26 protein-coding genes and 3 pseudogenes are annotated in these 25852 nt (G+C 56.9%); 16 read left to right on the top strand and 13 right to left on the bottom strand.

Features of this window, described 5'->3' with window-relative positions; all coding sequences use genetic code 11:
• Positions 1-10: 10 nt before the first annotated feature.
• The 3 genes from DEIDE_RS10290 to DEIDE_RS19065 all read left to right on the top strand — a co-directional run bounded on the left by DEIDE_RS10290 (position 11) and on the right by DEIDE_RS19065 (position 2306).
• Positions 11-430, top strand: a complete 420-nt coding sequence (locus tag DEIDE_RS10290; protein WP_012693892.1) for a response regulator — start codon at positions 11-13, stop codon at positions 428-430.
• 70 nt (positions 431-500) lie between these two features.
• Positions 501-1364, top strand: a complete 864-nt coding sequence (locus DEIDE_RS10285) for a DUF72 domain-containing protein (protein WP_012693891.1) — start codon at positions 501-503, stop codon at positions 1362-1364.
• Positions 1365-1424: 60 nt separating this feature from the next.
• Entirely contained in the window at positions 1425-2306 is an 882-nt protein-coding gene (locus DEIDE_RS19065) for a hypothetical protein (RefSeq protein WP_162485446.1), read from the top strand.
• An 861-nt stretch (positions 2307-3167) separates the two neighbouring features.
• On the opposite strand, the gene DEIDE_RS19060 is transcribed toward DEIDE_RS19065, so the two are convergent.
• Entirely contained in the window at positions 3168-3839 is a 672-nt protein-coding gene (locus tag DEIDE_RS19060; RefSeq protein ID WP_162485445.1) for a hypothetical protein, read from the bottom strand.
• An 89-nt stretch (positions 3840-3928) separates the two neighbouring features.
• On the opposite strand from DEIDE_RS19060, the gene DEIDE_RS10270 reads away from it, so the two are divergent.
• Positions 3929-4612, top strand: coding sequence for a recombinase family protein (locus DEIDE_RS10270; protein WP_012693887.1), 684 nt, complete (start codon positions 3929-3931; stop codon positions 4610-4612).
• A gap of 16 nt (positions 4613-4628) precedes the next feature.
• On the opposite strand, the gene DEIDE_RS10265 is transcribed toward DEIDE_RS10270, so the two are convergent.
• Both DEIDE_RS10265 and DEIDE_RS10260 read right to left on the bottom strand, forming a co-directional pair.
• A complete protein-coding gene (locus DEIDE_RS10265) occupies positions 4629-5495 on the bottom strand; it encodes a restriction endonuclease (protein WP_012693886.1) in 867 nt (288 codons plus the stop codon).
• A 518-nt stretch (positions 5496-6013) separates the two neighbouring features.
• Positions 6014-6553, bottom strand: coding sequence for a hypothetical protein (locus tag DEIDE_RS10260; protein ID WP_041227221.1), 540 nt, complete (start codon positions 6551-6553; stop codon positions 6014-6016).
• Between the two features lie 677 nt (positions 6554-7230).
• On the opposite strand from DEIDE_RS10260, the gene DEIDE_RS10255 reads away from it, so the two are divergent.
• The 3 genes from DEIDE_RS10255 to DEIDE_RS19050 all read left to right on the top strand — a co-directional run bounded on the left by DEIDE_RS10255 (position 7231) and on the right by DEIDE_RS19050 (position 8741).
• Positions 7231-7932 (top strand): hypothetical protein, encoded by a 702-nt coding sequence (locus DEIDE_RS10255; RefSeq protein WP_012693884.1) that lies wholly within the window; start codon positions 7231-7233, stop codon positions 7930-7932.
• Positions 7914-8090, top strand: coding sequence for a hypothetical protein (locus DEIDE_RS19055; protein WP_162485444.1), 177 nt, complete (start codon positions 7914-7916; stop codon positions 8088-8090). Before DEIDE_RS10255 ends, DEIDE_RS19055 begins: the two co-directional genes overlap by 19 nt.
• Positions 8091-8279: 189 nt before the next feature.
• Positions 8280-8741, top strand: a complete 462-nt coding sequence (locus tag DEIDE_RS19050) for a hypothetical protein (RefSeq protein WP_012693883.1) — start codon at positions 8280-8282, stop codon at positions 8739-8741.
• 921 nt (positions 8742-9662) lie between these two features.
• On the opposite strand, the gene DEIDE_RS10245 is transcribed toward DEIDE_RS19050, so the two are convergent.
• Positions 9663-10127 carry a hypothetical protein gene (locus DEIDE_RS10245; RefSeq protein WP_162485443.1) on the bottom strand — a complete coding sequence of 155 codons (465 nt, stop codon included), beginning with the start codon at positions 10125-10127 and terminating at the stop codon, positions 9663-9665.
• Between the two features lie 196 nt (positions 10128-10323).
• On the opposite strand from DEIDE_RS10245, the pseudogene DEIDE_RS19960 reads away from it, so the two are divergent.
• Positions 10324-10794 (top strand): annotated as a pseudogene (locus DEIDE_RS19960) (recombinase family protein); the annotation flags it as partial.
• Positions 10795-12165: 1371 nt separating this feature from the next.
• Positions 12166-12297 (top strand): annotated as a pseudogene (locus DEIDE_RS19955) (DUF72 domain-containing protein); the annotation flags it as partial.
• Positions 12298-12418: 121 nt separating this feature from the next.
• Here DEIDE_RS19955 and DEIDE_RS19950 read toward each other — a convergent pair.
• Positions 12419-12715, bottom strand: a pseudogene (locus DEIDE_RS19950) (DUF817 family protein); the annotation flags it as partial.
• Positions 12655-12873 carry a DUF817 family protein gene (locus DEIDE_RS19945; RefSeq protein ID WP_049760466.1) on the bottom strand — a complete coding sequence of 73 codons (219 nt, stop codon included), beginning with the start codon at positions 12871-12873 and terminating at the stop codon, positions 12655-12657. The pseudogene DEIDE_RS19950 and the gene DEIDE_RS19945, both read right to left, overlap by 61 nt.
• A 606-nt stretch (positions 12874-13479) precedes the next feature.
• Here DEIDE_RS19945 and DEIDE_RS18460 point away from each other — a divergent pair.
• The 4 genes from DEIDE_RS18460 (at position 13480) to DEIDE_RS10215 (ending at position 16449) form a co-directional block, all read left to right on the top strand.
• Entirely contained in the window at positions 13480-13707 is a 228-nt protein-coding gene (locus DEIDE_RS18460; RefSeq protein WP_338032116.1) for a DUF2256 domain-containing protein, read from the top strand.
• Positions 13704-14609: a UV DNA damage repair endonuclease UvsE gene (gene uvsE / locus DEIDE_RS10225; protein ID WP_012693877.1), complete on the top strand. Its 906-nt coding sequence runs from the start codon at positions 13704-13706 to the stop codon at positions 14607-14609. The genes DEIDE_RS18460 and uvsE overlap by 4 nt, the downstream gene beginning before the upstream one ends.
• 390 nt (positions 14610-14999) lie before the next feature.
• Complete coding sequence (locus tag DEIDE_RS10220; protein ID WP_012693876.1) at positions 15000-15608, top strand: 3'-5' exonuclease; 609 nt, start codon at positions 15000-15002, stop codon at positions 15606-15608.
• A gap of 406 nt (positions 15609-16014) precedes the next feature.
• A complete protein-coding gene (locus DEIDE_RS10215; RefSeq protein ID WP_012693875.1) occupies positions 16015-16449 on the top strand; it encodes a hypothetical protein in 435 nt (144 codons plus the stop codon).
• Positions 16450-16537: 88 nt separating this feature from the next.
• Here DEIDE_RS10215 and DEIDE_RS10210 read toward each other — a convergent pair whose 3' ends face one another.
• Positions 16538-16870, bottom strand: coding sequence for a hypothetical protein (locus DEIDE_RS10210; protein WP_012693874.1), 333 nt, complete (start codon positions 16868-16870; stop codon positions 16538-16540).
• Positions 16871-17168: 298 nt separating this feature from the next.
• Entirely contained in the window at positions 17169-19046 is a 1878-nt protein-coding gene (locus DEIDE_RS10205) for a phosphodiester glycosidase family protein (RefSeq protein ID WP_012693873.1), read from the bottom strand.
• A gap of 128 nt (positions 19047-19174) precedes the next feature.
• Here DEIDE_RS10205 and mglB point away from each other — a divergent pair, with 128 nt between their 5' ends.
• Together mglB and mglA are read left to right on the top strand one after the other, a co-directional pair.
• A complete protein-coding gene (gene mglB / locus DEIDE_RS10200) occupies positions 19175-19660 on the top strand; it encodes a GTPase-activating protein MglB (protein ID WP_012693872.1) in 486 nt (161 codons plus the stop codon).
• Positions 19661-19684: 24 nt separating this feature from the next.
• Entirely contained in the window at positions 19685-20275 is a 591-nt protein-coding gene (gene mglA / locus DEIDE_RS10195; RefSeq protein ID WP_012693871.1) for a GTPase MglA, read from the top strand.
• A gap of 54 nt (positions 20276-20329) precedes the next feature.
• On the opposite strand, the gene DEIDE_RS10190 is transcribed toward mglA, so the two are convergent.
• The 5 genes from DEIDE_RS10190 to DEIDE_RS10170 all read right to left on the bottom strand — a co-directional run bounded on the left by DEIDE_RS10190 (position 20330) and on the right by DEIDE_RS10170 (position 24589).
• A complete protein-coding gene (locus DEIDE_RS10190) occupies positions 20330-21103 on the bottom strand; it encodes an ABC transporter permease (RefSeq protein ID WP_012693870.1) in 774 nt (257 codons plus the stop codon).
• A gap of 34 nt (positions 21104-21137) precedes the next feature.
• Positions 21138-22076: an ABC transporter ATP-binding protein gene (locus tag DEIDE_RS10185; RefSeq protein ID WP_012693869.1), complete on the bottom strand. Its 939-nt coding sequence runs from the start codon at positions 22074-22076 to the stop codon at positions 21138-21140.
• A 68-nt stretch (positions 22077-22144) separates the two neighbouring features.
• Positions 22145-23023 carry a 1,4-dihydroxy-6-naphtoate synthase gene (locus tag DEIDE_RS10180; protein WP_041227218.1) on the bottom strand — a complete coding sequence of 293 codons (879 nt, stop codon included), beginning with the start codon at positions 23021-23023 and terminating at the stop codon, positions 22145-22147.
• Positions 23024-23186: 163 nt separating this feature from the next.
• A complete protein-coding gene (ribF, locus tag DEIDE_RS10175) occupies positions 23187-24086 on the bottom strand; it encodes a riboflavin biosynthesis protein RibF (protein WP_012693867.1) in 900 nt (299 codons plus the stop codon).
• Positions 24083-24589, bottom strand: a complete 507-nt coding sequence (locus tag DEIDE_RS10170; protein WP_041227217.1) for an NUDIX domain-containing protein — start codon at positions 24587-24589, stop codon at positions 24083-24085. Before DEIDE_RS10170 ends, ribF begins: the two co-directional genes overlap by 4 nt.
• Before the next feature lie 77 nt (positions 24590-24666).
• Here DEIDE_RS10170 and dgt point away from each other — a divergent pair, with 77 nt between their 5' ends.
• Positions 24667-25809, top strand: coding sequence for a dGTP triphosphohydrolase (gene dgt / locus DEIDE_RS10165; protein ID WP_012693865.1), 1143 nt, complete (start codon positions 24667-24669; stop codon positions 25807-25809).
• Positions 25810-25852: the final 43 nt, after the last annotated feature.

Genomic DNA, 25852 nt, shown 5'->3' with positions numbered 1-25852 from the left:
AGGAGACGCTATGGAAAGCCGACGCATTCTGCTGGTAGACGACAATCCTCACGATGTGGAGCTCGCCCTGGACGCATTTGCACAGTCCGGGCAGGACCATAACGTGGTGGTGGCCGGGGGCGGAAGCGAGGCGGTGGCTCTGCTGCAGAGCGATTCAGGCGAACTGCCAGACCTGATTCTGCTGGACCTCAAGATGCCCCACATGGACGGTCTGGCTGTGCTGGACGAGATCCGTGCATGTGAGGCAACCCGGCGCATTCCTGTCGTCATGCTGACGACCAGCGGTGAGACCCGGGATGTGCAGGCCAGCTACGAGCATGGCGCCAGCGCCTACGTCGTCAAGCCGCTGGATCTGCGGCAGTTTGCCGAAACGTTGAAAACCATCACAGCCTTCTGGACCAGCCTCAACCGCGTGTCACATTCCGGCTGAGCGCGGCAGACATCTCAACCCAGCGTTCACGCAGGTGTGCGCCGGCTGAGACTCGCGCTAGCCTCGGAATATGCGCGTGTATATCGGTTGCGGGGGGTACAGCAACGAGGAATGGACTGCTCCAGGCCTGATCTATGAGGGCGTGCGCAAGGACGACTATCTCAGTACCTACGCTGCCTACTTCGACGCCGTAGAGCTCAACAGCAGCTTCTATGCCATTCCCGGTCTGAAAGCCTTCGAGGGCATGGCCCGCAAGTCGGGGGGACGCACCCGTTTTGCGGTGAAGCTCAACAAGGTCTTTACCCATGACCGCGCCCCCACCGATGTGGATTTTGACCGCATGCTGCAGAGCCCCGAGCCCCTGCGTGAGGCGGGCATCATGGGGCCGTACCTGGCGCAGTTTCCGTACTCGTTTCACCGCACTGCAGACAACCGCAAGTACCTGCATATGCTCTCCGAGCGTTTTGCGGGGCGCGAACTCGCCGTGGAACTGCGGCATGCCAGCTGGGACAAGCCCGAGGTCCGGGAAGGCATGGCCGAATTCGGGCTGATCTGGGTCAGTCCGGATTATCCGCCGGTGGGAGGAATGCCCGAGCCGGTAGTGCACGTGACCGGAGACGTCGGTTACCTGAGGTTGCATGGACGCAACAGCGCCAGCTGGTGGGAAGGTCAGAGTGCAGCCGAGCGCCACGACTACCTGTACAGCCGCGCCGAAATGGACGAGTGGGCCGAGAAGATTGCTTTTGTCAACGACGAACTGGCAGAATTGTACGTATTCTTCGAAACAACCTCCGCTAAGGGGTCACGCGACGGCTTCACTAACTTCTTTGGCAACGTGCGCTATTTCCAGCTTCTAATGGCTGACAGGTTTGGCTACACGCCACCAGGGACAGCTGCAGAACTGGACCACCTCTTGCCCAAGTTCAACAGGTAGCATGACCCGCGTCACTTAGGTAAAAACGAGAATGGTTTTCCGCCTGCTACGCTAAATCCCGTGGCAGAAGTCGAAACAACTACTGGAGCCGATAAAACATCGCGAGAAGCTGGCAAGGGCTGGCTGGCGGCAGCGGGCATTGTGGCAGCTGCTGCAGTCGGAATTCTTGTGTATGGATGGTGGAACCACCATATAAGGGGCACATTGTCACTTGAAGGTTACGCGGCAGTCTCTCAAGCAATCGTAGCCGCAGTGGTTGTTTTTGTTAGTGCTGCTACCATCAATAAACTAGAACAGCAGAATATCAAAACTGACATACAAATAGAGAAAACACAAGAACAAATTGCTGTCTCCCAGAGACAAGTTGAAGTCGCAGAAAGACAAGTGCAGTCTAGCAACCAACAGATGACTGTGCTTCGGGAGCAACTGCAACTTATCCAGCAGCAACTGAGCTTGGAAACTAGCCATATGTTATATGCCGCTATCTCCAGAGGAGATAATGGGTTCAAACTATATATTTATAATCTTAGTAAAGGGATTATATTTCTAAAAGATGTATGGTTAGAAGTTCCTGAGCTATCGATTGAAGAAAGGTTTGGCGATTGGCATCCAGTTATACAAAGTGGCGGATTTGTCGAAGACAGTATTGATTTCTTTGATGCACCTCCATTGCATGAAGAGGTTCAGGAATATTTAGAAAACTATATTCCTCGTGAAGTGAGTAAATACGATTCAGAGGCCAAGCTGCTTCCAGAATCACACTGGCCAACTTCAATCCCTCCTCAAGATCCGTTTCTGGGAGTTATACTAAATGTTGCCTATGTGTATTCTGGAGCTGGGGAACGAGTAATGATCAAAGAGTATAAGTTGGCTATTAACGTTACTGACTTTGATATAGAAATTGCCTCAGAAAAGTATGAGATCCTACTTATACCATTATAAGTCGAACTAGCAACAATGGAACATATTTGGTTTTTCGAAACAACCTCCGCTAAGGGGTCACGTGACAGCCTTACCAGTTTTTTCGGCAATGTGCGGTATTTCCAGCTTCGGAAGAACGCTTTGGGTACACACTTCTAGGTGCAACCTAGGGACTGGACCATTTGATGCCTAAAATAGCTGATGGATGATCACAGCTTCAGGGCTTGCATGTCTTCCTTAAAGGCCACTTTCCAGCGGGCGATTTTTCGGAGTCGCCCGTCAGCCTTTAGGGGTATTGTGGGGGAATGGATGACTATGTAGGCCTTGACTTCCCATATGAAGGTATGCCTGATATTGAATGGTCCGTAATGGACCAGATCTGCAAAGACTGTGCAAGGTATATTTTCCGTGAAAATCCGCAACGGAAACATCTGTACGACTTACAAGCGGAAGATTGCCGCTACGTTTCCAACGCAGTGTTAGATGAAAATAACTATACAAGTGATCAGAGGGTTCAATTCAATTTGTGGCTTTTTGTATCTGTGAATACATTTCAGATTAAGACTGGTCACTACCTGTATGCCTTGCGACTGAATCAAGTTATTTAATGAGATTACATTGAATAAAGATTCTGTGGATTAAAGAGTTCACTCCGTAGAAGTAGAAATAACTTAGAAAATCCTGCATGACACGTTGGCGTATCACGATAAGATTGTGATGAATCTCCAAAAACCACTGCAAAGCGATTACGGGACGTAGCTATAGACTGTGCTTTCGAGTCAGAGACGGGCTCTAATCCCCAGAAGATTAAGCACCCTCCATATATTATATGGAGGGCAACTTGTTATCGATTGTATTTATAAGTCGATAGCAGAACAGATTCTATGGCCTAGGAAATTCGTGCTTCTTCCAAATCGTAAAGGAGTTTGCGTTTAAATCAAGATTAACTCGTTCAAAGCGCGTATAAGTCCCTGTAGTGACAAATATGTCAAGAGTTTTATTAACAGACGCATCAAAGTTAAAGCGACTAAACTGACCGTCATACCATACGGGAGTCAATGCACCATCATCTACTTTAACACCTATTGCGACATCTTTAAAGAATATTGGATTCCCAGCTCTGCTTAATTCATTACCATACATACCTTCATCTTCAATAATGAATTTGGTGCCCGCTTTGTTAAAGCCAATACCTATTAGAAACATATACGATTTAGAGTCAGTGGTACCGCTTGTATACAATAAGTCTACAGAGCTAGTAATATCGTACCGCGCTAAACCTGATTTAGAAATGAGGACTTTGGGTGAGTTCGCAGTGACCTTTAGAGTTTCGGAGGTGGCCTTTATGGAAAATGTCGGGCATGACACACTAAACGTTGTTCGGTCTACCACATCTTTGGAAGGATTTGGAAATATACCCTTTTGCTTCCAATCGTACTGCCAACTTCCCCCAAGAACTTTGAGTGTTCCATCGCACTTCTCGCTTGAGTCAAAAATCTGGGCATTAGCAGCAGACGCAAGGAATAGGCCAGCAAGAATTGTTAATTTTCTCACTGTTGTAGTGTAGCGCCAAGTGACTACCAGAACAACTCGCAAGTGTAACAGTTTATATATGACCGTTTCTAGAGTGTTACAATTTGCATATGACCGTGCATAGGCCCCAGGAACAAAAGACCATTGCTTACTACCGCGTCAGCACGCAGAAGCAGGGTCAAAGTGGTCTTGGTCTAGAAGCCCAACAAGCCTGCATTGAACGCCATGTACAGTCCCACGATCTGACTCTTATCGCCACCTATACGGAAGTCGAGACGGGAACCAGCAAGAGACAGAGGACCGAAATTAGCAGGGCTATAGCACATGCTAAGGCGGAGAATGCAGTCCTCTTGATCGCCAAGCTGGACCGCCTCAGTCGCAACCTTCACTTCGTGACTGGTCTCCTTGAGTCGGGAGTGCAGTTCGTCGCGTGTGACATGCCTCACGCGAACACACTGACCATCCAACTTCTCGCGGTTATGGCAGAACATGAGGCAAAAGCCACCAGTCAACGGACGAAAGAGGCTTTGGCGGCGGCAAAATCACGTGGCACAAAACTGGGTAGTCCCAGGCCCATGACAGAGGAAACTCGGGCTTTGGGTAGGGCTATTTTGCGTCAGGAGGCCCGAGAAGGCTATGCGAACGTTAGAGGTTACATCGAGACCCTCCGCGAGAACGGCATGGCTTTACGGGCAATTGCAGACAGGTTGAATGGTGAGGGGTTCCGAACCCGACAAGGGAAAGATTGGACGGCTGTGCAGGTAACGCGGGTCCTACAACGTTATAGCGAGTAGCGGTAAGGACTTCCGATTACAGGGCGGCAAACCAAGCTTCGTCTACCTCAGTCACTTCAACCATACGGGTTGTCACGCCAAGCTTGAGTTCCTTCAGCTTGGCGATAAGGGCATCCCCGTCAATGAGGTCAATGGGAGGGGCACCATCACGGGTAGCCTCCGCAGATGCAGCGGGCGTGAAAGTGCCTGTAGTCATGAACAGGCCTTTGTCAGCACGTCCTACCATTGCACCCCTAAAGTTGCGTATGTCTGGGGCACCGACTGAACCTCGGTATTTCTTGGCCTGAAAAATGATGGGGAAACTGAGTAACCCAGCCAGCCGTACGATTCCATGCCCGTCTATTCCTCCGTCGCCTGACCGTCCCGTCACCTCAACCTGGATAAAGCCTGACTCGCGGAGAAGCCGTTGACACAAACGTTCAAAGGCAGAGGGTGACATCGCAAGAATCGTTTCTCGTAAGTGTTCTGACCAGTCAAGGTACGTAGTTGGTAGCGATTCTTCTGTCTCAGAGTCCTGTTGGTCTATTACAGACAAGGGTGTCGCAAAGAGCAAATTCCGTTGCCGCTGTTCCCTGACAACACGCTGGACTTCTCGCCCATCAACTGTTTTCCTAACCTGACCTTCAGGAGTTAACACCCACACTCCTTGGGAACTGTTGGTTATAAGACCGTACTTTTTCAGATATGTACGTGCCCAGGCGAGGCGGTACTGGACCTCGGTGGTCCTGCCTGCTTCTCCATGAGGAATCTCGGCTACTTCTGGCGGAAGTTTCATCGACCGCACAACTTCTTCGTCCAATTCGGCAAGGGTGGCACTGCCTCCCAAAGCATGCATAGCCCCCAGAAGAGGGTTAAAGAATTCGTGGTACTTCGGGATTTTCACGAGAGTACTCCACTAAACCTATACCCATTATCCTTCGGTTGCCTTCTTGCCACGCTTCAGCTTACTGCCTACGCACTACTGAACTTGGATGTTGATATTCCCGCAACGCTGAAACAACCTCTGCTATGGAGTTACGTGACGGCTTCACCAGCTTCTTTGGCAACGTGCGCTACTTCCAGCTTCTTATGGCTGACCGCTTTGGTTTCACACCACCAGGTGCGACAGAGGCACTGGACCACCTCTTGCCTAAGTTCAACCGATAGACTGACCAGGGCTTCAGGGCTTACATGTGTTCACCTGAAGACAACCTTCCAGTGGGGCTAGCCAACGTGCTAGCTCCGTCAATTTCTGGGACCACCACAATAGGCCTCATTCAAGGGGTCATAGTTAATGTATGTATCTCTCGCCTGCTGCCAATCATTATTTTATGCAACTTGCACTTGCACGACCACATTATCATTCAAAAAGCACGAGGCAGTGATTTTGCAATTAAGCATTGTTGAAAAGTAGATTGGCAATTAAAGGGGATTAAGTGTCATTGCTAAGGTGCACTCCATGTATCCTTTGCCGTTCTTTTTAAGAATAGAGGTCCCCCCAAAACGCAGGTCATGTCCATCGGTTACCCAGATGTAAAAAAGAGCATTTAAGGCCTCAGAGTACCTCCAAGAAAGACTACTAATGGACTTATTCCTCGATGCCCAAGCCTGAGACTGGCGTTCCATCTGAACTTCGTAGACACGTTCAGTCCATTGCTCAATGGACCGCACCACGGTAGTGTAATATGTGTTTGACTCTAGAGCTGTTTGCTTAGGATTGACGACAATGTACTGATAACTCTTGGGGGATTGAATGTCTACATACCGAACTTTAAGGTCTGCTGACGCCCACATATTCGTCAAGATCTTGTAATTGCTATGATCGCGTTTCGTAAAGGTCTGACAGTAGTCCTTGGCTGCCATGCTTAACTTGGCATCGGTAGAAGTGGCTGAGGTGGTGGAGTCCAGGGTGGCTAGGACCATCGCACCGATGAACATTAAGCAGAATGTGACTTTTCTCATACTTTGAGGATAGCAATCTAAGCACTGCAGATCACCAGTACCCCTAATGGGTGGGATTATGACAGTGGTAAAAACCCTCCCAGGAAGCTTCTTGTTCATAATCCTATCTCTCTGCAACCGCACCAGCACCAGCACGCAGGCAGACAACACCCTCTAGAACCGCACAGAACTGTCAGTAGCACCCCTACAAACCAGAACAGGGGTAAAGACACGGGAAAAACGAGAAACTAAGTTACACAGACTTTTCTTAGTTGCAGACCCATATAGCATGCGAAATAGGAGTCAACTTAGACACAGTGCATATGTATATAGCATGACTTGACGATTATGCAGTGACGGACTATAATGGCTAGTCAGTTCAAACAAAACCCCCTGTTTCTGGGGATTCTTTTAAACCCATATTGTCATGGCATGGAGACCTAATGCATAAATCTGAACACATTCAAATCTGCCTAACATCAGAACAGAAGCAGCAATCCGCAGAAACGCAGACAGGCACGGCATGTCTTTCTATGATTACTTGCGCTATCTGACAGAGAATCAACCAACAACATGAACCCCTGGTATTCTGTATAAGATTCTTGTTTAAAAACACTCTTTAACACTGTCCAGCACGACAAGAATCAACAGTTCTTTTAATCCACATTCTCAATCTGATTTAAACCAAATGGAGACCAATGACCTCACCCTATTATCGGGTTGCTGAGGTTCTAGACACGCATGAATACGACATTTACGACATGACACCTAAGGAGATAGGTGAATTAGTTTACAAGGTTATTCAGACGCTAGACATTCAGATATCCGAATTCAAAGACAATCGAAAAAGCTTATTTAAGCTGTACGGCGTGAAAGTCATGAAAAGCCTTATCGCTTATCAAGACACACACGGTGCAGACGTGTACTTAGGTAGTGTCACGCTAGGTAAAACAGGTTTGTACGATTCCAGAACCCTAAGTCTGGCACAAAAACTAACCAACAAAATGACCGATGATGACCAGCCAGGGCGATTCAAAGTGGAATTAGGGGTGCGCCGAAACGACAAGCCACACTTACAGTTTCTCCAAGCACGAAAATACCCGCCACCCAAAACAATCAAGGTGGGAAAGAACGTGCATACCGTTACCTGGGAGATTGTCGGGCAAGCGGAATCCTGGCGTGATGTGCCGTATATCAAGCAATTACGGCAGGCAACCACGTACATGTACAAACCTGCTAATGATGCAGCGGCAGGTAAGCACAACAAACTAGACCTAAGGCGTAAGTGTTTTGCAGATTGGTTCCTAGAACAGAGAGAACTACACAAACTAACCCCGAATCAACGCAAGAAACTTGGAAAACATAGGAGGCCTACGTTAACATGGAACAGAAATTGCTAGTAAACTTTCACCCCGTTGTACTGAACATTGCCGTCCAGCTTGCTAAACACAAGGGAATGACACTTGATGAATGGATTAGTGAGGCTATGGAACTGCAAGCACACATACAACATAGCCAGCATATCTATCAGCTGTATCTAGATGACAAGCTGGAATAATTAACACACATATGTGGCTAAGCGCAGCGGAGACATCTGGCTAGTTCCAGGTGTACCGTATCCCTAGGCGTGCGTTTCCCCCTGGGGGCAGCACGAAAGAAGGCGACTACGTACCCTCTGGTTTCTCTTGCCCTTCCTGCCTCGCTGCCACTATTGGTGGTGTGGTTGGCAGCGGCATATGCTTAGCTTGTGAAAAAGCTGATGTTGTTGGGTGCCCTACTGGTTGGTAGTGGAGAAGCTGTCAATCTTTCAGAGTTGAAGGCTGAAGACATATGTATACGTGACTACTTTGTTTTTAGATATACTGAAGGGTCAAGTTATAATGCAACGAAATTAGCAACGATTCCTCTCGTATCGTTCGCTGAATTAAAACGACTAGGATTCATGGTTTACGACAATTTAGCTAAATCTCCACAAAAGTGCGGCTATGCCCTATTTCAGGAGGTGGAAGCTAGTTTTAATTCTTCTGGCACCTATACCGATATGCAGGTAGTACTAGTAAATCTTAGTGTTCGCGGTAAAAACACTTGGGGTATGAGTTTTGATTACAAGACCTCGGATGACCCAGTTCGCCATATAAGCCCGATTTCAAAAGACATGGATAAAACCGTTGAGTTTTTTATTAGAGACTGGAAGAGTAGCCGTAAGTAATACCAGTGTTACCAAGATTCCCTAACCAATGTTCTGAGAAAAAATTATTCACTATTTCGGCCTAAGAACCGCGTGTCTGGAAATGTGACCGTCATGGGTACCAGCGGCAGGAGAAAAACGGATAGACCCGTTTCTAACCCCCCTGTTTCCTGGGGTTTCACGCTGAATATTCAGCGTTTTTCTAGCTTTAAGCAGGTGCATCCGCCAGGAGAAAGACCAGGTCAACGTCTGGATGTAAAGCCCGTGAAAGATCAGATGGTTATTTAATCCCAACCTCTGTGTATATCATATCTTTAGCCCTGATATTACAATTGGTAGATATTGTATCCATCGTTTCTGTGTCTAAGGTGTCGGCATCTCTTGCACGTTTCGTTGCTGCGACTTCAAAATCTATACACTCTGAGTAATACCGTTCGTACTTCTGCTCCATGGTCAAGTCACGTTGGCAACTTGAGAACAGCATCAGGGCAGCAATAACCAGCAACAATTTCACACCCATACCTTACTCTTGGAAGGAATTAGGAGACCCGTTAGAGGGTGTTCCTGTAGGGCGGGCAGAGCATATTGATATGGCTATTCAAGTATTTCTGCGCAGGCAGTCCTGTGCTGAATTTGTTGGGGGTTTGGACACCAGCAGAGAAAGTGCAAAAACTGTCCCCGAACCCCCCTGCCTCCTGGGGTTCTATGCCGAGTAAGCCTTTGCATCTGATAGGGGATCCTGGACCCGTTGCCCTTTGAGAAGTAGTAGAACGTCACTATTCAGGAGAAGATTGCATCAGCCCAGGCAGAAGGGTCAACTGAAGAAGCAAAAGCCCTTACACCAGCACTTCCCACATCTGTTCTTGCTACCACCCTCCTGGCCTTCCTGTAAGGCAGAAGATACCCCTAACCAGTGTGGCTAGGGGTGTGTTGGTACAGGTCTTACTTTCTGTTGACTAGTTTCCAGTCTGTAAAAAAGTCTGCTAAGTTCGCCGCTGTCATTGCTTCCATCTTCTTCAGCAGGATATTTAACTTTATGTCACCTTTCACTACTTCTATCTTTCTATAGATAAGAATCCCTTCTGTTTCAGCAGCAGAAACAACCATCACATCACTGGTCAATTGAATAAGTGATGATGCAGTACCAGGGTAACCGATGGTTTCAATCTCTGTTTCTACAATGTACTTACACTTTCTACCGATGGCGAAACCTTCTTTCTTCAGGTCTTGGATGTAAGCAACATCAAGTTCATAATATTCCTCTACCCGTTCTTCGTCATCCATTTGTTTAAAGAAAGTCACAGGTTCAATACACAACTTATCCTTAGTCATAGAGGAAAGCCGAACAGCTTCCACGCTTCCCCCACTAAAGGCAAGGACCATCAGGCCAGCCAAAACTTTATCCACCTAACCAGTCTAGCCCTGCCACCCACCCAGGCAGGGAATACACCTATTACCAGGACACCCATGCAACTAAATCAACAAGACAAATTACACATAGCCAGTGAGACAGGCAGAACAGGCTGTGAAGGGTTTCGACAAAACACCATACACGTAAGATGGTTACCTGCACCGTCTGGAAGCGGGGTAGAGAGGTGAACACATGGACGCAAGAGAAGCGGGGTTTGCCAATAGATTTGCTGTCTACACCAGGGTTTCTACCGCAGGTCAGGCAGACAACACCAGTCCAGAAGCGCAGTATGAAGCTTGCAAAGCTTATGGCCTTAGCCAGGGCTGGGAACTGCTGGAAGGTCACTGGTTTCACGAGACTGTTAGCGGTACCAAGAAGGGTGCCGACAGAGACATATTGTCCAGTTTGATGGACCTCGTTGAAAGCAAGACGATTAAGCATGTGGTCATCAGGAAAGTAGACCGCATTGCCAGAGAACAAGCGGTACTGAAAGAAATCATCATGGCTGTTTACGCCGCTGGTGGCAAAGTGTCTATTGCCGACAAAGGTATGACGTATCAGACCTACAGGCAGTGCGCTAAAGACGTGAAGTTTGAAAGCTTCTTTGCTGAGATGGAAAGAGAAGGCATCGTTGAAAAGAACTGGGAAGGACGTATCAACCAGTTCAAGAAGGGGTCTTCAGTGATGAAGCTGCCTTATGGCTACATCTCCAAGCAGGATGAAAGCCGCAAGGACAAGTTCAAGCTGGTGGTCATCAACCCTTCTGAAGCAGATGCCCTGGTGGACTTCCTAACCGTGTTTGCCGATTGCCGCAGCATCAAGAAAGCCATTGACCATGCTTCAGCCAGGGGTTACAGGACCAGAAGCGGCAAGCCCTATACGCACCACTTCTTCAGGGACACCTTGAAGCTGCTGGACCAGTACAACGGGCAACACTTTCAGCAGACTTACAGCTTCTTTGATGAAGTTGAAACGCGCACCTTCCACTACCCCAAAGTCGTCAGTGATGACCTGTACCACAGGGTCAAGGAAGCGCAGACGTTGAAGACCAAGGCTGACAATGACCACTACAACGGCACCAGACCCTACCAGGGCTTGGTGTTTTGTAGCCATTGCGGAGAAAAGGCAGGGGTCAGGTTCAAGACCAAGAAGACCCTGAAGCGCAACGGAGAACAGTACAAGACCTTCATCGTGGTCTGTACTGGTCACAGGAAGGTCATTCAGGCCAGCTACAGGAACACGGGCAAACACGGCAGCGCTGAATGTGGCAAGTCCTTCAGGTACACCGAACTGACGAAGAAGCTGCTGGAATTCGTGGATGAGGCATCTACGCTTGGCACGACTGAGAACTACGCCAAGGAACTGACTAAGGTTGTGGCAAAAGTAGTCAACTTTCACGCGGGCATCAAGTCGGCCATTAGCATCAGGAATTCCGCCGCAAAGAAGAAGGATGAACTGGTTAACACCGTCAACAAGCTGGCATTGATGGAAGGGGTAGACGTTGCTGCCTTCATTGCCGCCAACGCTGAGAAGCTTGCCGAACTTGACAAAGAGATTGCCTTATCCAACAGAATCATTGCAGAACACAAGCAGAAGGCTGAAAAGCTTGAAGCCATGTTGAAGGCTTCTGGTCTGGAAGTGACAGAAGAATTGATTGAATCACTGAACCTAGTATTCAAGAGGGTATTGAGACAGCACACTTCCCTCTCTAAAGGACGTGAAGGTACCTTCAGTGGTGTCAGGGTATCTTCCCCCAGACGCGCTGCTGCTAGCCCCTTAGAGGGCAAGCCAGAGGACTTGCTGACCGCTTACCTGCCTGAGACTGTCACCCGTTTGGCTGGTGAACTGGCAGAGGGTCTGGCAAAGCTAAGAGGGCTGGTTGAAGCAGGTGATTGGGACGGGGTGAACACGGTGCTGTTCAGGCTGGGTATTCGGTTCTATGCCGACTTCAACGCGCCGCTGGGTAAGGGGAATACCGCTGATATCAAGCTGGTGGTGAACTTGGCAGAAAGTGACCTACAAAGGGTGATTCCTGAGAACACGACCCGGGGGCATGCCTTAAAGAACATTCCCATGCTGCGCGAGGCTCTCAACGCGCGCGGGGTGCCGGTTCGCGCGCCTGATCCGCCCGAGACTGACCCCGCCGATTCTGGTCGCCTGCTCTAGGGTCGGTGCTCAGCGCAGCTGCCCGCCGCGCCTCCCAGGTTTTGAGCTCTGAAACGATCAGAAATGCCACGACCATCAGCAGGGTCCAGGCCAGCCACTTGCCCGGATGGACCGGCTGCCAGCCTTGCTGCTGGTGTGGATAGACCCAGGCACCCAGGTAGGTGGCTGCGGTTTCAGCGATAAATACGAAGAGTCCGATCAGCGCGAACGCTATAAGGAGCGGCATCTGCCGGGCATACCCGGCTACGTTGAACCTCACCTGAGCACGGCGGAAGGCCACCATCAGTACCACCGTCAGCGCATACCTCAGGTCGGGCCCGAAGTGGTGCGTAAAGAAATTGAGGTAGACAGCGCCCGTCAGCCCGATTTGCACCCGGAGCTGGGAAGGCCCGACAGGTGCAGCCCGAACTGCTGCCATGCCTGCGCCATGTCACTGCCTACACTGGCGTACATGAACCCCGCGTAGAGCGGGACGGCAAGGATTTTGCTGTGAGCTTTTTCAGGGTAGGCCCAGCTGCCCAGCCAGACCTTGAAGACCAGCAGTGCAAAGCCCAGAGCGTGGAAAGCTAGCACCACAGCTGCCTCGCGCTGGGACTCGATGCGCGCCCAGAGCAGTCCTAGCTGGGCCAGCAGAATCCCGCCAGCAGGGCGTCATAGCGGGCAATCCCCCAACTGCTCAGTGGCCACGCCGAAGAGGCCCACAGCAGACCAACGATCATCAGCGCAAAGACACACCAGCGCAGATACAACAGTGCAGCTGCCGGCTCACGAACACTCCAAGAATGACCGCCGCGCTTCGCCACCGAGCCATACCTTCAGCCTTTCGCACAGCTCTGAACCAGGTCGTCCGCCGAAAGATGCGGGCCGTGCCACGGTAGGTATCCCCTGGTTGAGGCAGACTGGAGTCCATGAGACAGGTGGTAGTAGGCGTGGCTGATAGTGGAAAGACCACGCTGGGCCGCGCTCTGGTTGGATCGTTCCGCTGGCGGTGTACGGACACGGAAGACGTCCACGGCCCGGCAGCTCTGGAGCAGATGTTCCACGGCAGCGGATGGAGTGCAGGGCAGAGGCAAAATCATCCTGCCGACCTCATGGTGAAATTGTCACACCTCACTACCCTGGAAGTGTCCGGAGCCCCGGAACCGCAGGTCCTGACCTACAAGCCCTCCTGTAACACGGCACATGAGCTCCATAGACACGCGCAGCGAACCCCGGAGTGGCCCCATGGCTGAGAAGGGCACATGGCCTGAAAAAAGCTTCGGCGGTGGGCGCAGGCCGTCTGAGCGGCCCAGCAAGATCTGCGCCGGGTGCGGGCTGCCGTTTACCTGGCGGCGCAAGTGGGCGCGTGACTGGGATCAGGTCCGGTACTGTTCCGACCGCTGCCGCCGCGCGGCGCGGAGACCAGCATGACCGGGGCGCCGGCCTACGGACTGGTATGCCTCACGGTGGGTCCGGAGGTGCGCTTCCGGACCGTGACCCTCAGCCGTTACCGGATGCTGAGCCCGGCGGAGCGCGAGGCGAAGCTGCTGGACCTGTACTCCGACAATATTGCCCGGTTGCGTGGCGCCGCCGCCTACTGCGCCGCGCGCGGCATCCGCCTGTACCGTATGAGCTCCAGTCTGTTCCCGATGCTCGACCTTGCAGGGGACGACACGGGCGAGGCCGTGCTTTCCTCATTGGCCGGGCCGTTGCGCGAGGCGGGGGAAGCGTTCCGGACAGCCGGAATTCGCGTCCTGATGCATCCTGAACAGTTCATTGTGCTGAACAGTGAGCGTCCCGAAGTCCGGGCCTCCAGTCTGGCGGCGCTGACCACCCACGCCCGGGTGATGGACGGCCTGGGGCTGGAGCGCAGTACGTGGAACCTGCTGCTGCTGCACGGCGGCAAAGGTGGGCGCGCCGCTGAGTTGCAGGCCCTGATCCCCGACCTGCCGGAATCGGTCCGCCCACGCCTGGGCCTGGAAAATGATGAGCGCGCTTACGGTCCCCAGGACCTGCTGCCGGTGTGTGAGGCCACAGGCACGCCATTGGTCTTTGACGCCCATCACCATGTGGTCCGTGAACGGCTGCCTGATCAGGAAGACCCCAGCGTGCGCCTGTGGGTGCTGGCTGCCCGAAATACCTGGACGCCGCCCGAATGGCAGGTCGTGCATCTCAGCAATGGCATCGATGGTCCGCAGGACCGGCGGCACAGCCACCTGATTACGCAGTTGCCCAGTGCGTATGCCGACGTGCCCTGGATTGAGGTGGAAGCCAAGGGCAAGGAGGACGCGGTGAGTGCACTTATGCAGGCGCATATGCCCGCCGGCATCTGAAGCTCTCTTTCGGCTGGTCGGCAAGGCCGCACGCAGTGATTTGATGGTCCAGTCCAAGAGTGAGCACCGTACCGAGATCCACGCATGAATCCGGTACGAGCCCGGATTTGTTCAAAGCGGCCAGGAGGTCAGAGCACACCTGCCGGACAAGGAGGTGTGGTTGCTGGTCGGTACACCCCGTCGGCTTCCCCTTTCTCGCAAGACGGCCGGACGGTGAAGGTCAGAGTCAGCTTGGAGGACAGGAGCGTCTCAGGTCGCCAGGAGGTCAGTCTCTGCACAGCTGCCAGTCTGCCTTTGCCAACGGTGCCGTCAAGACCGCCTACGAGCCGTTGCCGGTCCGCTGATCTGCTCCAGACCCCTCGCGCGTCTCCTGCGCGCTACCCTGCAGGCGTGAACGTTGTCGTGTTCGACCTGGAAACCACCGGCCTCTCCCCGGAACGGGACGGGATTGTGGAGATCGGTGCCCTTCGAGTCGTGAATGGGCAGGTGCACGAACACCTCAGATACGAGACGCTGGTCCGGCCCACCAACGCCGCAGGCGAGCGCCTGATGATTCCCTGGCATGCCCAGCGGGTGCATGGCATCAGCAACGAGATGGTCCGCAGCGCACCAACAATCGAGGAGGTCCTGCCGGAATTCCTGGAGTTTGTGGGGGACTCGGCTGTGGTGGCCCACAATGTGGGATTCGACTGCGGGTTTATGCGCGCCCAGGCCCGCCGCCTGGGAATGGTCTGGGCCCCGGCAGGCGAGCACTGTACGGTGCAGCTTTCCCGCAGAGCCTTTCCCAAAGAGCGTGCCCATAACCTGACCGTGCTGGCCGAGCGTCTGGGGCTGAATTTCGCGCCGGGCGGTCGACACCGCAGTTTCGGTGACGTCCAGGTCACCGCGCACGCCTACGTGCGTCTGCTGGAGTTGCTGGCAACGGCGGAGCCCCAGCAGAGGGTTTCGGGAAAGCGGGGTCGTACCTTGAGGGGAATGACGAATTGTAGCGGTGAATAAGCGTCAGGCGACTGTTTCCAGGAGAGATTGACGCCAGCAGAAAAAGAGGAAACGGCGTATCAAATGCGCCAGCTGGGCGCGCAGCGTTCATGCAGCCTAAAAACACGCTCATTACCTACGGTGTCCCGGCCAGCGGTGCAGACCAGCGGTGCGACCAAATACAAGAGGCACGTATCAATTTAACGACGTTTGGATCACCCTTTTTTTTGTAGCTCCTCCGATTCAACCGGCTTCTCAGGAACCCGGATCACTTTGTCCTGTGCACTTTTGACGCACTTCAAGCTGTTTCCTCGGTTTCATGCATCTGGATATATGAGCATGGGTTGCTCAACACCCAAGGTGGCGGCTGATTCTCTCAACGTCACGCCACCGGCAGCGCGCACCATAGGTCACAGGAGGAACCACCATGAACAAGACCAAGATCATGACCGCCCTGACCGCCCTCGCCCTCAGCGTTAGTGCTGCGTCCGCCGAGACAAGCAGCAGCGGCAATGTGGATGTCAAAGTGGGTGCAGGCGTAACCACTGTTCTCAGTGGGAATGCCCAGAGCTCCAGTGGACAAAACGGAGGCCAGAGCAATGCCAGTCTCCTGGGCGCTGTGGGCGCAGGGTTAAGCGCTGAAGTCAGCGCCAGTGGCCAGAGCAGCCACAGAAATGGGGATGGCAGCATCTCCAGCAGTGAAAGCCGACTGAATGTGGGTACGAACGCCGCACTGGGTGCCGCGTTAGGGCTGGCCAGCAGCAGCTCGAACGGCCCGAGCAGTGGCAGCCTGATGGGTGGCCTGACCAGCGTGCTTAACCTGGGCTTGAATGCCAGCGGAAGCTCGACCAGCTCGAAATAACAACGACAACTGAGCTTGATCACATGAGCAGGACAACCGCTCAATAAGGATAAAAAGCCCGCTTCAAGCGGGCTTTTTCTTGGCAGCATCAGGGGTGAACAGCGGACTTATGGGTCGTACCTTGAGGGGACGTGATGCCCAGACCATTGACCGCACGTGCCATCAGCCTCTGATCGGCCTGGGCCTCGCCGACCTGCTGCGCTTCCCTGAACGCCTGATGTGCTTCGGAATACTTCGACTGGAAAAACAGCGTGGCCGCATAGCTGCACAGTCCCTGGCCGTAGCCCTCCTGGTCACCGGCGTCATGAGCCAGGGCAATGGCCTGCTCAGCCGTGGTCATGGCCAGCTGTGGGTCCGTCACCACCAGCGAGTCCGCCCTGGCAATCAGAGTTCTGATTTTCTGGTTCTCAGGGTCGGACATAAAGGGCTCCTGGTGGGCTCTGCAATGGCTCAACGCGCCTGTCTGTCCTGTGACCTGCGGGCGGGACAGGCACAAACAGGCGTTGACACTGCGACATCTCTGGAGCTCGTTTCAACTCCAGCAACTTGGTGCTCAGGCGAATCTGGGCGGGATAGAGGAGGCAGCTGGCATGCACGAGGCGGCATTTGGGGGCGCGCCCGAAGGCAGCACCCTCATGCTGCGGGCGCCTGCCTCTGCAGGGGAAGCGACTTGTCGTTCAGAAGCGCTCTGCTGAAAAGACTGGCTCTGAGGCTGCCCTCTACTTCGTCCGCGCAGTATTCGTTTTGGGCACGAACACGATCGCGTTCGGCACTGGGCGGCTCCAGACTGTATTCAGGTAGCCTCCCAGATCGGCGTAGCCGCCAGACAGGTATGCGGTGGCGCTGCTGCCACTGTCGAGACGTACGGCGTCCTGCATTCCGGCCCTGGCCAGCGCTGCGGCAAAGGCTTCCGGTGTGCCGTGTTCCAGATACGCAATGGTCGGCTGACCATTCAGCGTGCCAAAGGCCACCTGCCGGGTCGGCCGCCAGATGTTGGTCCGGGTGTCAAAATCCTCGCGTGCCGGGTTCAGAACCACCCGGCCACCCTGCAGCAGCAGCGGGCCGGCGCTCAGCGCGTCCTGGGCGGTAGGCCAGGGGGCGTCACTGGCCTGCCAGTTCAGGGCGGCACTGAGCGGCTGCCCGGCAGCACGTGGCAGCTGCGGGTACCGGGCCGGGTCAAAGGTAAAGGCCAGTGTGCCGGCTGGAGGAGTATTAACGCCGCTCAGCGCCCGAGTAACGCTGGTCGCCCCTGGCTGCAGATACAGCGTGGTCAATGTATCGGCTCCCACGGCGGTGCGTCCGTCTCCCACGAAGGCCGTCAGCAGGCTGGGCGTGGCCCGGCTGCGCACAGCATTGACGGTGACGGTTCCCCAGGAGCCACTGAGCACATAGCGGGGCCGGGGGTACCCAAAGAGGGGCTCGCCCTGTGCGGTAAAGCCTACGGTGGCGCGTTTTTCGAGGCTGCCGGCGGTCATCAGGCCCCCGACAGCCACCAGATCCACCGGGAGGCTGCTGGCCGGGTCGAAGTACCCGCCGTTGACCCCAGCAACCGCTCCAGCCCCCTTGACCAGCTGGGCCACGTCCATGGCGCGGCCCTGCGGGGCGCTGACCACCCGCGCCTGGAAGCGTGCCGGGTCGAAACTCAGCAGGTGCAGGTTGCCGCTGTGCCGGTAGGTCACCCCGGTCGGCAGCTGGTCGGGGTTGATGGGCGGCGGCACCCGGGTGTCGGTGTAGGTGGTCGTGTCGATCACCACACGGTGAGGGTTCTCCAGCGTAAAGATCTCGCTGCGGCCGCCGCCTGTGGCCAGGGCCACGTTGGTGCCTGTAGCGGTCTGGGTGACGCTCAGCGTGTCGCCAGAGGGCAGGGTCTGGACGCTGCTCTGGGCGCTCACGCCAGGCAGCGACACCCTCAGGCCGCGTGCCTCCCGGGTGACGCTGTGCGGCGCCAGCCCACTCAGCTCCAGCACCACGCGCTGCACCTCTACCGTGCGGTGGAGTGTCCGGCTGATCCGTACGGTATCCAGGCGTGCAACAGGCGTGAAGGCCGGTGCGGGCGGGGCCACAGGAGCCGCAGAGGCCGGTGGGACGGGCGCCGGAGCGGCCGGGGAAGGGGACACAGGAGTTGTCGCTACAGTCCCTGGGGCCGGCCGGGTAGGCGGCAACGTTGTGGTGGGTACACTGGCCGGCGCCCTGATGTCCAGCAGGTCAGGGGTGTCGGCCAGCACGCCAACGTTCAGGGCCAGGAGGGCCTGCAGCGGAACATACAGACTGCCATCGGTAATTTGCGGCACAGGCAGCGGTGCGCTCAGGGCAAACCCCAGGGCCTGCCAGCCGGTGTCGGGCGAGTAGCGCAGTTCGCGGCCTCCGAGCAGCAGCCGCAGGTCCAGCGGGTCGTTGCGGACGCTGACCCCAAGGCGCGGGAGGGTCCATACCGCCAGCATCTCATTGCCCCCGATAACGCGGGTGCCTACGCTTGCGCTTTGCAGCGCGCCGCCAATGGCCAGCGGACGGGCCGCCGCCGTGGTCAGCAGCAAAGTGCCGGAAAGCAGCGCCAGCTTCAGAAGCCGGCGCCTGCGGAATGATGATGTGCCCTTCACGCGGGCGAGTGTAACGTCCCCTCCCTGACAGACGCATGAGCATCCGGCCTGCCCCGGTGCTTTTACTCACAACTGACAGCAGGCATGTGACGGTCCTGTATGAAAGTCACTTCTATACTCCGGGGGACATGATTGAACCTTCACTTGCACTGTACGGTGACGCCTATGAACGTGTAGATCAGCTGATTCAGGACCTGCTGGTGACCACTGGCGTCCGTTACGGTCTGCTGGTAGACCGCAAGGGCTTCGTGCTCTCCCATAAAGAAGCGCTCTGGGCGCCCCGTCCTCCGGCCCTCGACAGCGTCGCCACACTGGTGGCCAGCAACGCCGCTGCCACCGCTGCTCTGGCCAACATGCTGGGCGAGCGTACGTTCAGCGAGCAGATCCACCAGGGCGAGAACGGCACCCTGTATGTAGAGTCGGTCGGTGACTCGGCCCTGCTGACACTGATCTTCGACGGCAGCGTGCCGCTGGGCAAAGTGAAGGTCTACGCCAAGAAAACCATCTCGCAACTCGCCGCCATTCTCGAGGAGCTCAAGGATGTGCCGCCAGTGCAGTTCACGGACGACTTCAGCAAAGGCGCCAGCGCCCTTCTCGACGACCTGCTGGGTTGACCTTTTTCATACAGGAGTAACTGCATGAGCACCATCAACTTCGCGGCCCGAGAAATTAACTGCAAGATTGTCTACTACGGCCCTGGTATGAGTGGCAAAACCACCAACCTCAAGCATGTGTTTTCCAAGGTTCCTGGTCACCTGCGCGGTGAGATGGTCAGCCTGGCCACCGAGGACGAGAGGACGCTGTTCTTCGACTTCCTTCCGCTGGACCTGGGCACCGTGCAGGGGTTCAAAACACGCTTTCACCTCTACACCGTGCCTGGACAGGTGTTTTACAACGCCAGCCGCAAACTGATCCTGCGTGGCGTGGACGGCATCGTGTTCGTCGCAGACAGCGCGCCCAACCGCCTGCGTGCCAACGCCGAAAGCATGCGCAACCTGCGCGAGAACCTTGCAGAGCATGGTATCGACGTGCGTGACGTGCCGATCGTGCTGCAGATCAACAAACGCGATCTGCCCGACGCCCTGTCGGCCGATATGATCCGCGCAGTGGTGGACCCCAAAAAGGAACTGCTGCTGTTTGAAGCGACGGCCCATACCGGCGGCGGCGTATTCGAGACCCTCAAGACGGTCAGCCGTCTGGTGCTTGAGCGCCTTTCCCAGAACAAGTAAGGCGACAACAAGGCCCCGGCACGCACTGTGCCGGGGCCTCCTTTGTCTGTGCCTTTACAGGTCGCGGTTCTCGAACAGCAGCGCAGCGATCAGGCCAAAGCCCAGGGTGTAGATCAGCAGCAGAATCAGTGATTCGGTCAGGTTGCCCTGCTGCACGTACAGGTTGAGGTGGCTGGTCAGCAGAATGCGCTGCAGGCCTTCTGGGAACACCACCAGCAGCCGCATGACGCTCAGGGCCGCGATCGTCGCCAGGGCCGCAGCAGCCGTGTTGAGATACATCACCCCGAACAGCAGGGCCAGAGCGGCAGTCGGCATCAGCATCACGCCAGCCAACAGGGTGCCGCGCACGACCTGCCCCAGGGCCTCTGCGCTGCTCAATTCACCCACGCCGACGAACAGTCCGGGACCCAGCCCGGTGCCGCCGGTAAAGGTCCCGAAGCCCAGGGGAATGCCGGCCAGGAGCGCTCCCAGCACAGTACTGGTTACCAGGATAAAGGGGTAGGTCAGCGCCGCGATTAGTTTGCTGAAAATGACGCGGGTGCGGTCCACGGGCCGCAGCAGCAGCGGAGCCAGCGTGCCCTGCGAGATCTCGGCGCCGATCAGTTCCGCGACCGTCACCGCCAGAAACAGCGGAATCAGGGTCTGCACGGCGACCCCCAGGCTGACCGCCGGCAACTGCCAGCCGCTGATGATGCCGACCGGCACCAGCACGTTCAACCGGGGTGCGAAAGCCCACACCAGTGGCAGAGAAAAGGTGACCAGCAGCGCCAGCTTCGCGCTGCGGGCGCCCAGCATCTTGCGGAATTCCAGAGACAGGAGGCTCAGCATCGCGCCTCCGGGGCGGGGATCAGCAGGGTCTTCATCAGGGGAGCTCCACACGTTCGCGGTAGTACTCGTACAGGTCAAACAGGTCTGGGCTGGCCTCAAGCACCCGGATGCCCAGGCTGCTCAGGTGCGTCAGGGTCTCGGGCACGCGCGACTCGCTGTCCAGGTACGCAATGGCATACGGCGTGCGGGTACTGGTCTTTTTCACGAACGGCAGGCGGTCCAGGATGGCCGCCGCCGCCACGGGATCGTCCACCCGGAAGCGGTAGGCCGATTGCCGGGCCCGCAGGTCCACGGAGTCCACCAACCGTCCGCCCGTCAGGATGCCCACCGTGTGTGCATAGGTGGCGATCTCCCGCAGGTGGTGGGTGCTGAGAATCACTGCGCAGCCGCTGGCAGCCATGTTGGTCACAATCCGGTGGATCAGCCCGATCCCAAGGGGATCCAGGCCGCTGGTGGGTTCGTCCAGGATCAGCACCTTGGGTTCGGCCAGAATGGCGCTGGCCACACCCAGCCGCTGCCGCTGCCCGAGCGAGAACTCGGAGACCCGCCGGTCAGCCATGCGGGTCAGTTCCAGCAGGGCAAGCACTTCCCGGACCCGGGCGCGCGTGATGGGCTGGACTCCCGGAGCCATACCTGCGAGCCGCGCGTGGATCATCAGGTTATGGGTGCCGGTGAACTGCCCATAGAACCGCGCCGGGGCTTCCACCACCGCGCCAAGGTAGGCGCGTGCATGAATGCCTTCCTTGTGAACACTGCGGCCCAGCAGCTGGACCTCCCCGCGGGTGGGAAAAGCCAGACCGGTAATGGTCCGGATCAGGGTGGTCTTGCCCGCGCCGTTGGGGCCGGTCAGGGCGTACACCTCGCCTGGGCTGACGGTCAGGTTGACGTCTTCCAGAACAGTGTGGGAGCGGTACTTTTTGTACAGCCCCGTCACCTCAATGGACGGTTGCGCAGAAGCGCCGGGTGTGGTCACCCGCTCAGCCTAACTCAGCGAGTCCACACTTTCTTTACATTTCCCATCGTTTTCCCACGCAGTCCCCATCAGCTCCCGTGAGGTGGTGTAACAAAGAGTGGTTGGGAACCTGGACGCACGGCGCCGGCTTCCACAGCCCGGCGGTACAGTTCGCGCACGGCCTGTTCTCCTTCGGCGCCCACGTCCAGGCTGAAAGCGTTGACGTACAGGTCGATATGGGCCTGCATGACCTCGTCGGACAGTTCCAGCGCATGCTGGCGCACGTAGTCGCGTGAAGCGCCGGGGTGTGCGTAGGCGTACTCCAGGCTCTGGCGCACTGCGGTGTTCAGCGCCCAGGGCAGGTCGCCCGGCAGGTCGCGGCGAACCAGAATGGCGCCCAGCGGCAGGGGCAGGCCGGTGTCCTGTTCCCACCACGCTCCCAGATCCAGCTGCTCTTTCAGGCCATGTTCGTGGTACGTGAAGCGCGATTCGTGAATGATCAGCCCCGCGTCCAGCGGCTGCCCCTGATACTCACCGCGGGCGACGGCTGGCATCACCTCGTCGTAACGCATGCGGACCACCTGAACTTCAGGGAAGACCAGCCTCAGCAGCAGTTCGGCGGTCGTCAGGGCCCCCGGGGAAGCGACCCGACGTCCGTTGAGGTCCTGTGCGGCTCCACGCGTCACGATCAGTGGACCCACGCCGCGCCCGAGGGCTCCGCCGGCGCGCAGCGCCACGTACTGGTCCATGACCTCGAAATAGGCCCGGTAACTGATTTTGGTCATAGGAAGCCGGCCGCCCAGAGCCCACTCGTTGAGGGTCTGGACATCCTCGAGCACTTCCCGCACGGGCAGCGGGCCGCGCACCAGCCCGGCGTGCAGGGCATGAAAGATAAAGGTGTCGTTGGGGCACAGCGAGTAGCCCAGGTCCAGTACGGCTGGCAGAGGGCTGGGATTGGTGGCGCTCATGCGCACAGGGTACGCCCCAGGCAATTTGAGATGAAGGGTGTCTTCCGGTGACTGCTGCCAGACCCTTGTGCGCAAGGCGCGGGGGCCACCGTGACCGGCAGGTACGAGGGGTGGAGCATCTGCCGGTGAAGACTGCTGCGCCTTATGTTGAGACCTCTGAAGCTCAGTCGGTATGGGCCAGTGCAGTGCGGGCTGCCTGGGCGTCAAGCACCAGCTGGGCCTTCAGGGCGTCCAGGCCGCTGAACTTCTGCTCGCCGCGCAGATGCGTGTAGAACTTGACCTGCAGCTCCTGACCATACAGATCATCCTGGTAATCGAACAGGTGAACCTCGAAACGGCGCTCATGGCCGTTGACGGTGGGACGGAAGCCGACGTTGGCCATACCAGGCCAGGCGTCAAGGCCCTCACCCGCGACGGTGACCGCGAAGACACCCAGCGGCAGCGCCTTGCCTTCCGGCACCTGGATGTTGGCGGTAGGCCAGCCGAGCGTGCGGCCCAGCTGATCACCCTCGACCACCACACCCTGGGCTTCGTAGCGGCGGCCCAGCAGGCGGCGGGCACCGGCCACATCCCCGGCACGCAGGTACTCGCGAACCCGCGTGCTCTTGATGTCCTCGCCGCTCAGGCCGTGAATCGGGACCACCAGAACCTCAGGTGCGACCAGCCGCAGGTCCTCGACCGACCCCGCCCGGCCACGTCCGAAGTGAAAGTCCTCCCCGACCACAATGGTTCGTGGCCGCAGCAGCCGCAGATCCTCCAGGAAGGCGTCTTTGGGCCGGGCCGCGAATTCTGTGGTGAACGAGACGGCCACCGTCTCGTCGACCCCATAACGGTCCAGCAGATCCAGCTTCTCTGGCAGTGTGGACAGGAATTCCACGCCCTGCGTAAGGACCCGCGTCGGCGGGTCAAAGGTGTAGACCACGCTCGGCACCCGGTGACGCCGGGCACGCGCCTTAAGCTGCGCGATCAGCGCCTGATGACCCAGGTGCACGCCGTCGAACGAGCCGATGGCCACCACCGTGGCGGTATCCGGCCGCTGGGTGGGGGAGACGTAGGTCTTCACTCGGCTGCCCTGGCCAGGCTGGTTGTGGCATACAACGCAGCCGTGACCGTGGAGGCACTTCCCACCAGCGTGCCGTCTTTCAGGCCGTCCAGAACCTTCTGAGGCGCCATCCAGACGATCTCGATCTCCTCGTCCTCGTCCTGCGGCAACCGGCTTTCACGCAGGTTGCGGGCCTCGAACACGTACAGCTGCTCATCGCAGAAGCCGGGGCTGGAGTAAAAGCGGGTCAGCAGGGTCATGTCGCCGTCCAGCCCAGCTTCCTCCTGCAGTTCGCGGTGCGCTGCCTGATCCGGGGTTTCTCCCTCGTCGATCAGGCCCGCGGGCGCCTCAACGGTCATAGCGCCGATCGCGCGCCGTTCCTGACGCACCAGCAGCATCTCTTTGCGCTCATTGAGCACCAGGATTGCCACCGCGTCAGCATGGCGCACAATTTCCCACTTGCCATCCAGCAGTTCCAGTTGCACGATCCGCCCCTCGTACACCATCCGCGTCTTCCCACTCATGCCGGCCACTGTAGTGCACCCGCCCGCGAAGGCCTGCGCAAGCTGTACCGCCCGGTGTGCAGCCTTAGACTGCCCCTATGTTCAGCCGCACTGACCTGGAGGCGCGCGAGGCAGCCACGCTGTGCCCCTACGCCACCCTCAGCCGCGATACGCGCGGACGCGAGTACCCGGAAGCCGAGAGCGCAACCCGCACGGCCTTTCAGAAGGACCGTGACCGTGTGCTGCATACCACGGCCTTTCGCCGGCTGGAGGCCAAAACACAGGTATTTCTGAACGTCTCCTACTCCGGACATGCTGACCACTACCGCACCCGCCTGACACATACCCTGGAGGTGCAGCAGGTGGCCCGCTCGGTGGCGCTGAACCTGGGCCTGAACGAGACGCTGGCCGAGACCATTGCGCTGACCCACGACCTGGGCCACCCGCCGTTCGGTCATGCGGGTGAGCGGGTGTTGAACGCCCTGATGCACGACCACGGCGGGTTCAACCACAACACCCAGGCCCGGCGGATCGTGACGCATCTGGAAAGCCGTTACCCTGACTTTCCGGGCCTGAACCTGACGCTCGACACCCTGGACGGTCTGAACAAGCATGACCGCGCCGGAATAGGGCACGCCAGCCTGGAAGCGCAGCTGGTCGATGCCGCCGACGCTCTGGCCTACACTGCCCACGACCTCGACGATGGCCTGCGCAGCGGCCTGATCACGCCTGCACAGTTGCAGGAGCTGCCTCTGTGGCGGGAACTGCTGGCGCGCGTTCCAGGCACCCCTGCACCGCTCACCTCCCGCGAGCGCCGCATCCTGCACCGTGAACTTCTGGGCTGGCTGATCCGTGACCTTACGCAGGCCAGTGCACAGGCCATTGCCCAGAGCGGCGTACAGACCGCCGCAGAAGCCCGGGCCTACCCGGAACGCCTGATGACCTATAGCGGGGCTATGCGTGACCTGCTGCGCTCGGCGGGGACCTTCCTGCGTGAGCATCTGTACCGGCACTGGCGTGTGGAAATGCAGGTCGAGCAGGCCGAGCGGGTGCTGACCACCCTGTTCCGCGCCTACACAGCGCGTCCGAGCCTGCTGCCGCCGGCTGCAAGCGCGCGCGCCGAGCACAGCGGCCTGCCCCGCGCTGTGTGCGACCACATTGCGGGCATGACCGATCGCTACGCCCTGGAGACCCACGCCGCCATTACGCCTCCAGGAGCTCCCACAAGTTGGCCACATTAAGGGGACAGCGGCCTTGTCCCAGGGCTTCCCCCACCGGCCCCGT

Source organism: Deinococcus deserti VCD115, assembly GCF_000020685.1.
In the GTDB taxonomy this organism is placed as follows: Bacteria; Deinococcota; Deinococci; order Deinococcales; family Deinococcaceae; genus Deinococcus; species Deinococcus deserti.
The sequence above is the reverse complement of the archived record's forward strand: the minus strand, read 5'-3'. Positions and strand labels throughout refer to the sequence as shown.

Excerpts from the sequence above, each read along its gene's own strand:
- DEIDE_RS10290 (WP_012693892.1), top strand. The coding sequence starts at position 11 with ATGGAAAGCCGACGCATTCTGCTGGTAGACGACAATCCTCACGATGTG.
- DEIDE_RS10285 (WP_012693891.1), top strand. The coding sequence starts at position 501 with ATGCGCGTGTATATCGGTTGCGGGGGGTACAGCAACGAGGAATGGACT.
- DEIDE_RS10270 (WP_012693887.1), top strand. The coding sequence starts at position 3,929 with ATGACCGTGCATAGGCCCCAGGAACAAAAGACCATTGCTTACTACCGC.
- DEIDE_RS10260 (WP_041227221.1), bottom strand. The coding sequence starts at position 6,553 with ATGAGAAAAGTCACATTCTGCTTAATGTTCATCGGTGCGATGGTCCTA.
- DEIDE_RS10255 (WP_012693884.1), top strand. The coding sequence starts at position 7,231 with ATGACCTCACCCTATTATCGGGTTGCTGAGGTTCTAGACACGCATGAA.
- DEIDE_RS19055 (WP_162485444.1), top strand. The coding sequence starts at position 7,914 with ATGGAACAGAAATTGCTAGTAAACTTTCACCCCGTTGTACTGAACATT.
- DEIDE_RS18460 (WP_338032116.1), top strand. The coding sequence starts at position 13,480 with ATGAGCTCCATAGACACGCGCAGCGAACCCCGGAGTGGCCCCATGGCT.
- uvsE (WP_012693877.1), top strand. The coding sequence starts at position 13,704 with ATGACCGGGGCGCCGGCCTACGGACTGGTATGCCTCACGGTGGGTCCG.
- DEIDE_RS10215 (WP_012693875.1), top strand. The coding sequence starts at position 16,015 with ATGAACAAGACCAAGATCATGACCGCCCTGACCGCCCTCGCCCTCAGC.
- DEIDE_RS10210 (WP_012693874.1), bottom strand. The coding sequence starts at position 16,870 with ATGTCCGACCCTGAGAACCAGAAAATCAGAACTCTGATTGCCAGGGCG.
- mglB (WP_012693872.1), top strand. The coding sequence starts at position 19,175 with ATGATTGAACCTTCACTTGCACTGTACGGTGACGCCTATGAACGTGTA.
- mglA (WP_012693871.1), top strand. The coding sequence starts at position 19,685 with ATGAGCACCATCAACTTCGCGGCCCGAGAAATTAACTGCAAGATTGTC.
- DEIDE_RS10190 (WP_012693870.1), bottom strand. The coding sequence starts at position 21,103 with ATGCTGAGCCTCCTGTCTCTGGAATTCCGCAAGATGCTGGGCGCCCGC.
- DEIDE_RS10180 (WP_041227218.1), bottom strand. The coding sequence starts at position 23,023 with ATGAGCGCCACCAATCCCAGCCCTCTGCCAGCCGTACTGGACCTGGGC.
- DEIDE_RS10170 (WP_041227217.1), bottom strand. The coding sequence starts at position 24,589 with ATGAGTGGGAAGACGCGGATGGTGTACGAGGGGCGGATCGTGCAACTG.
- dgt (WP_012693865.1), top strand. The coding sequence starts at position 24,667 with ATGTTCAGCCGCACTGACCTGGAGGCGCGCGAGGCAGCCACGCTGTGC.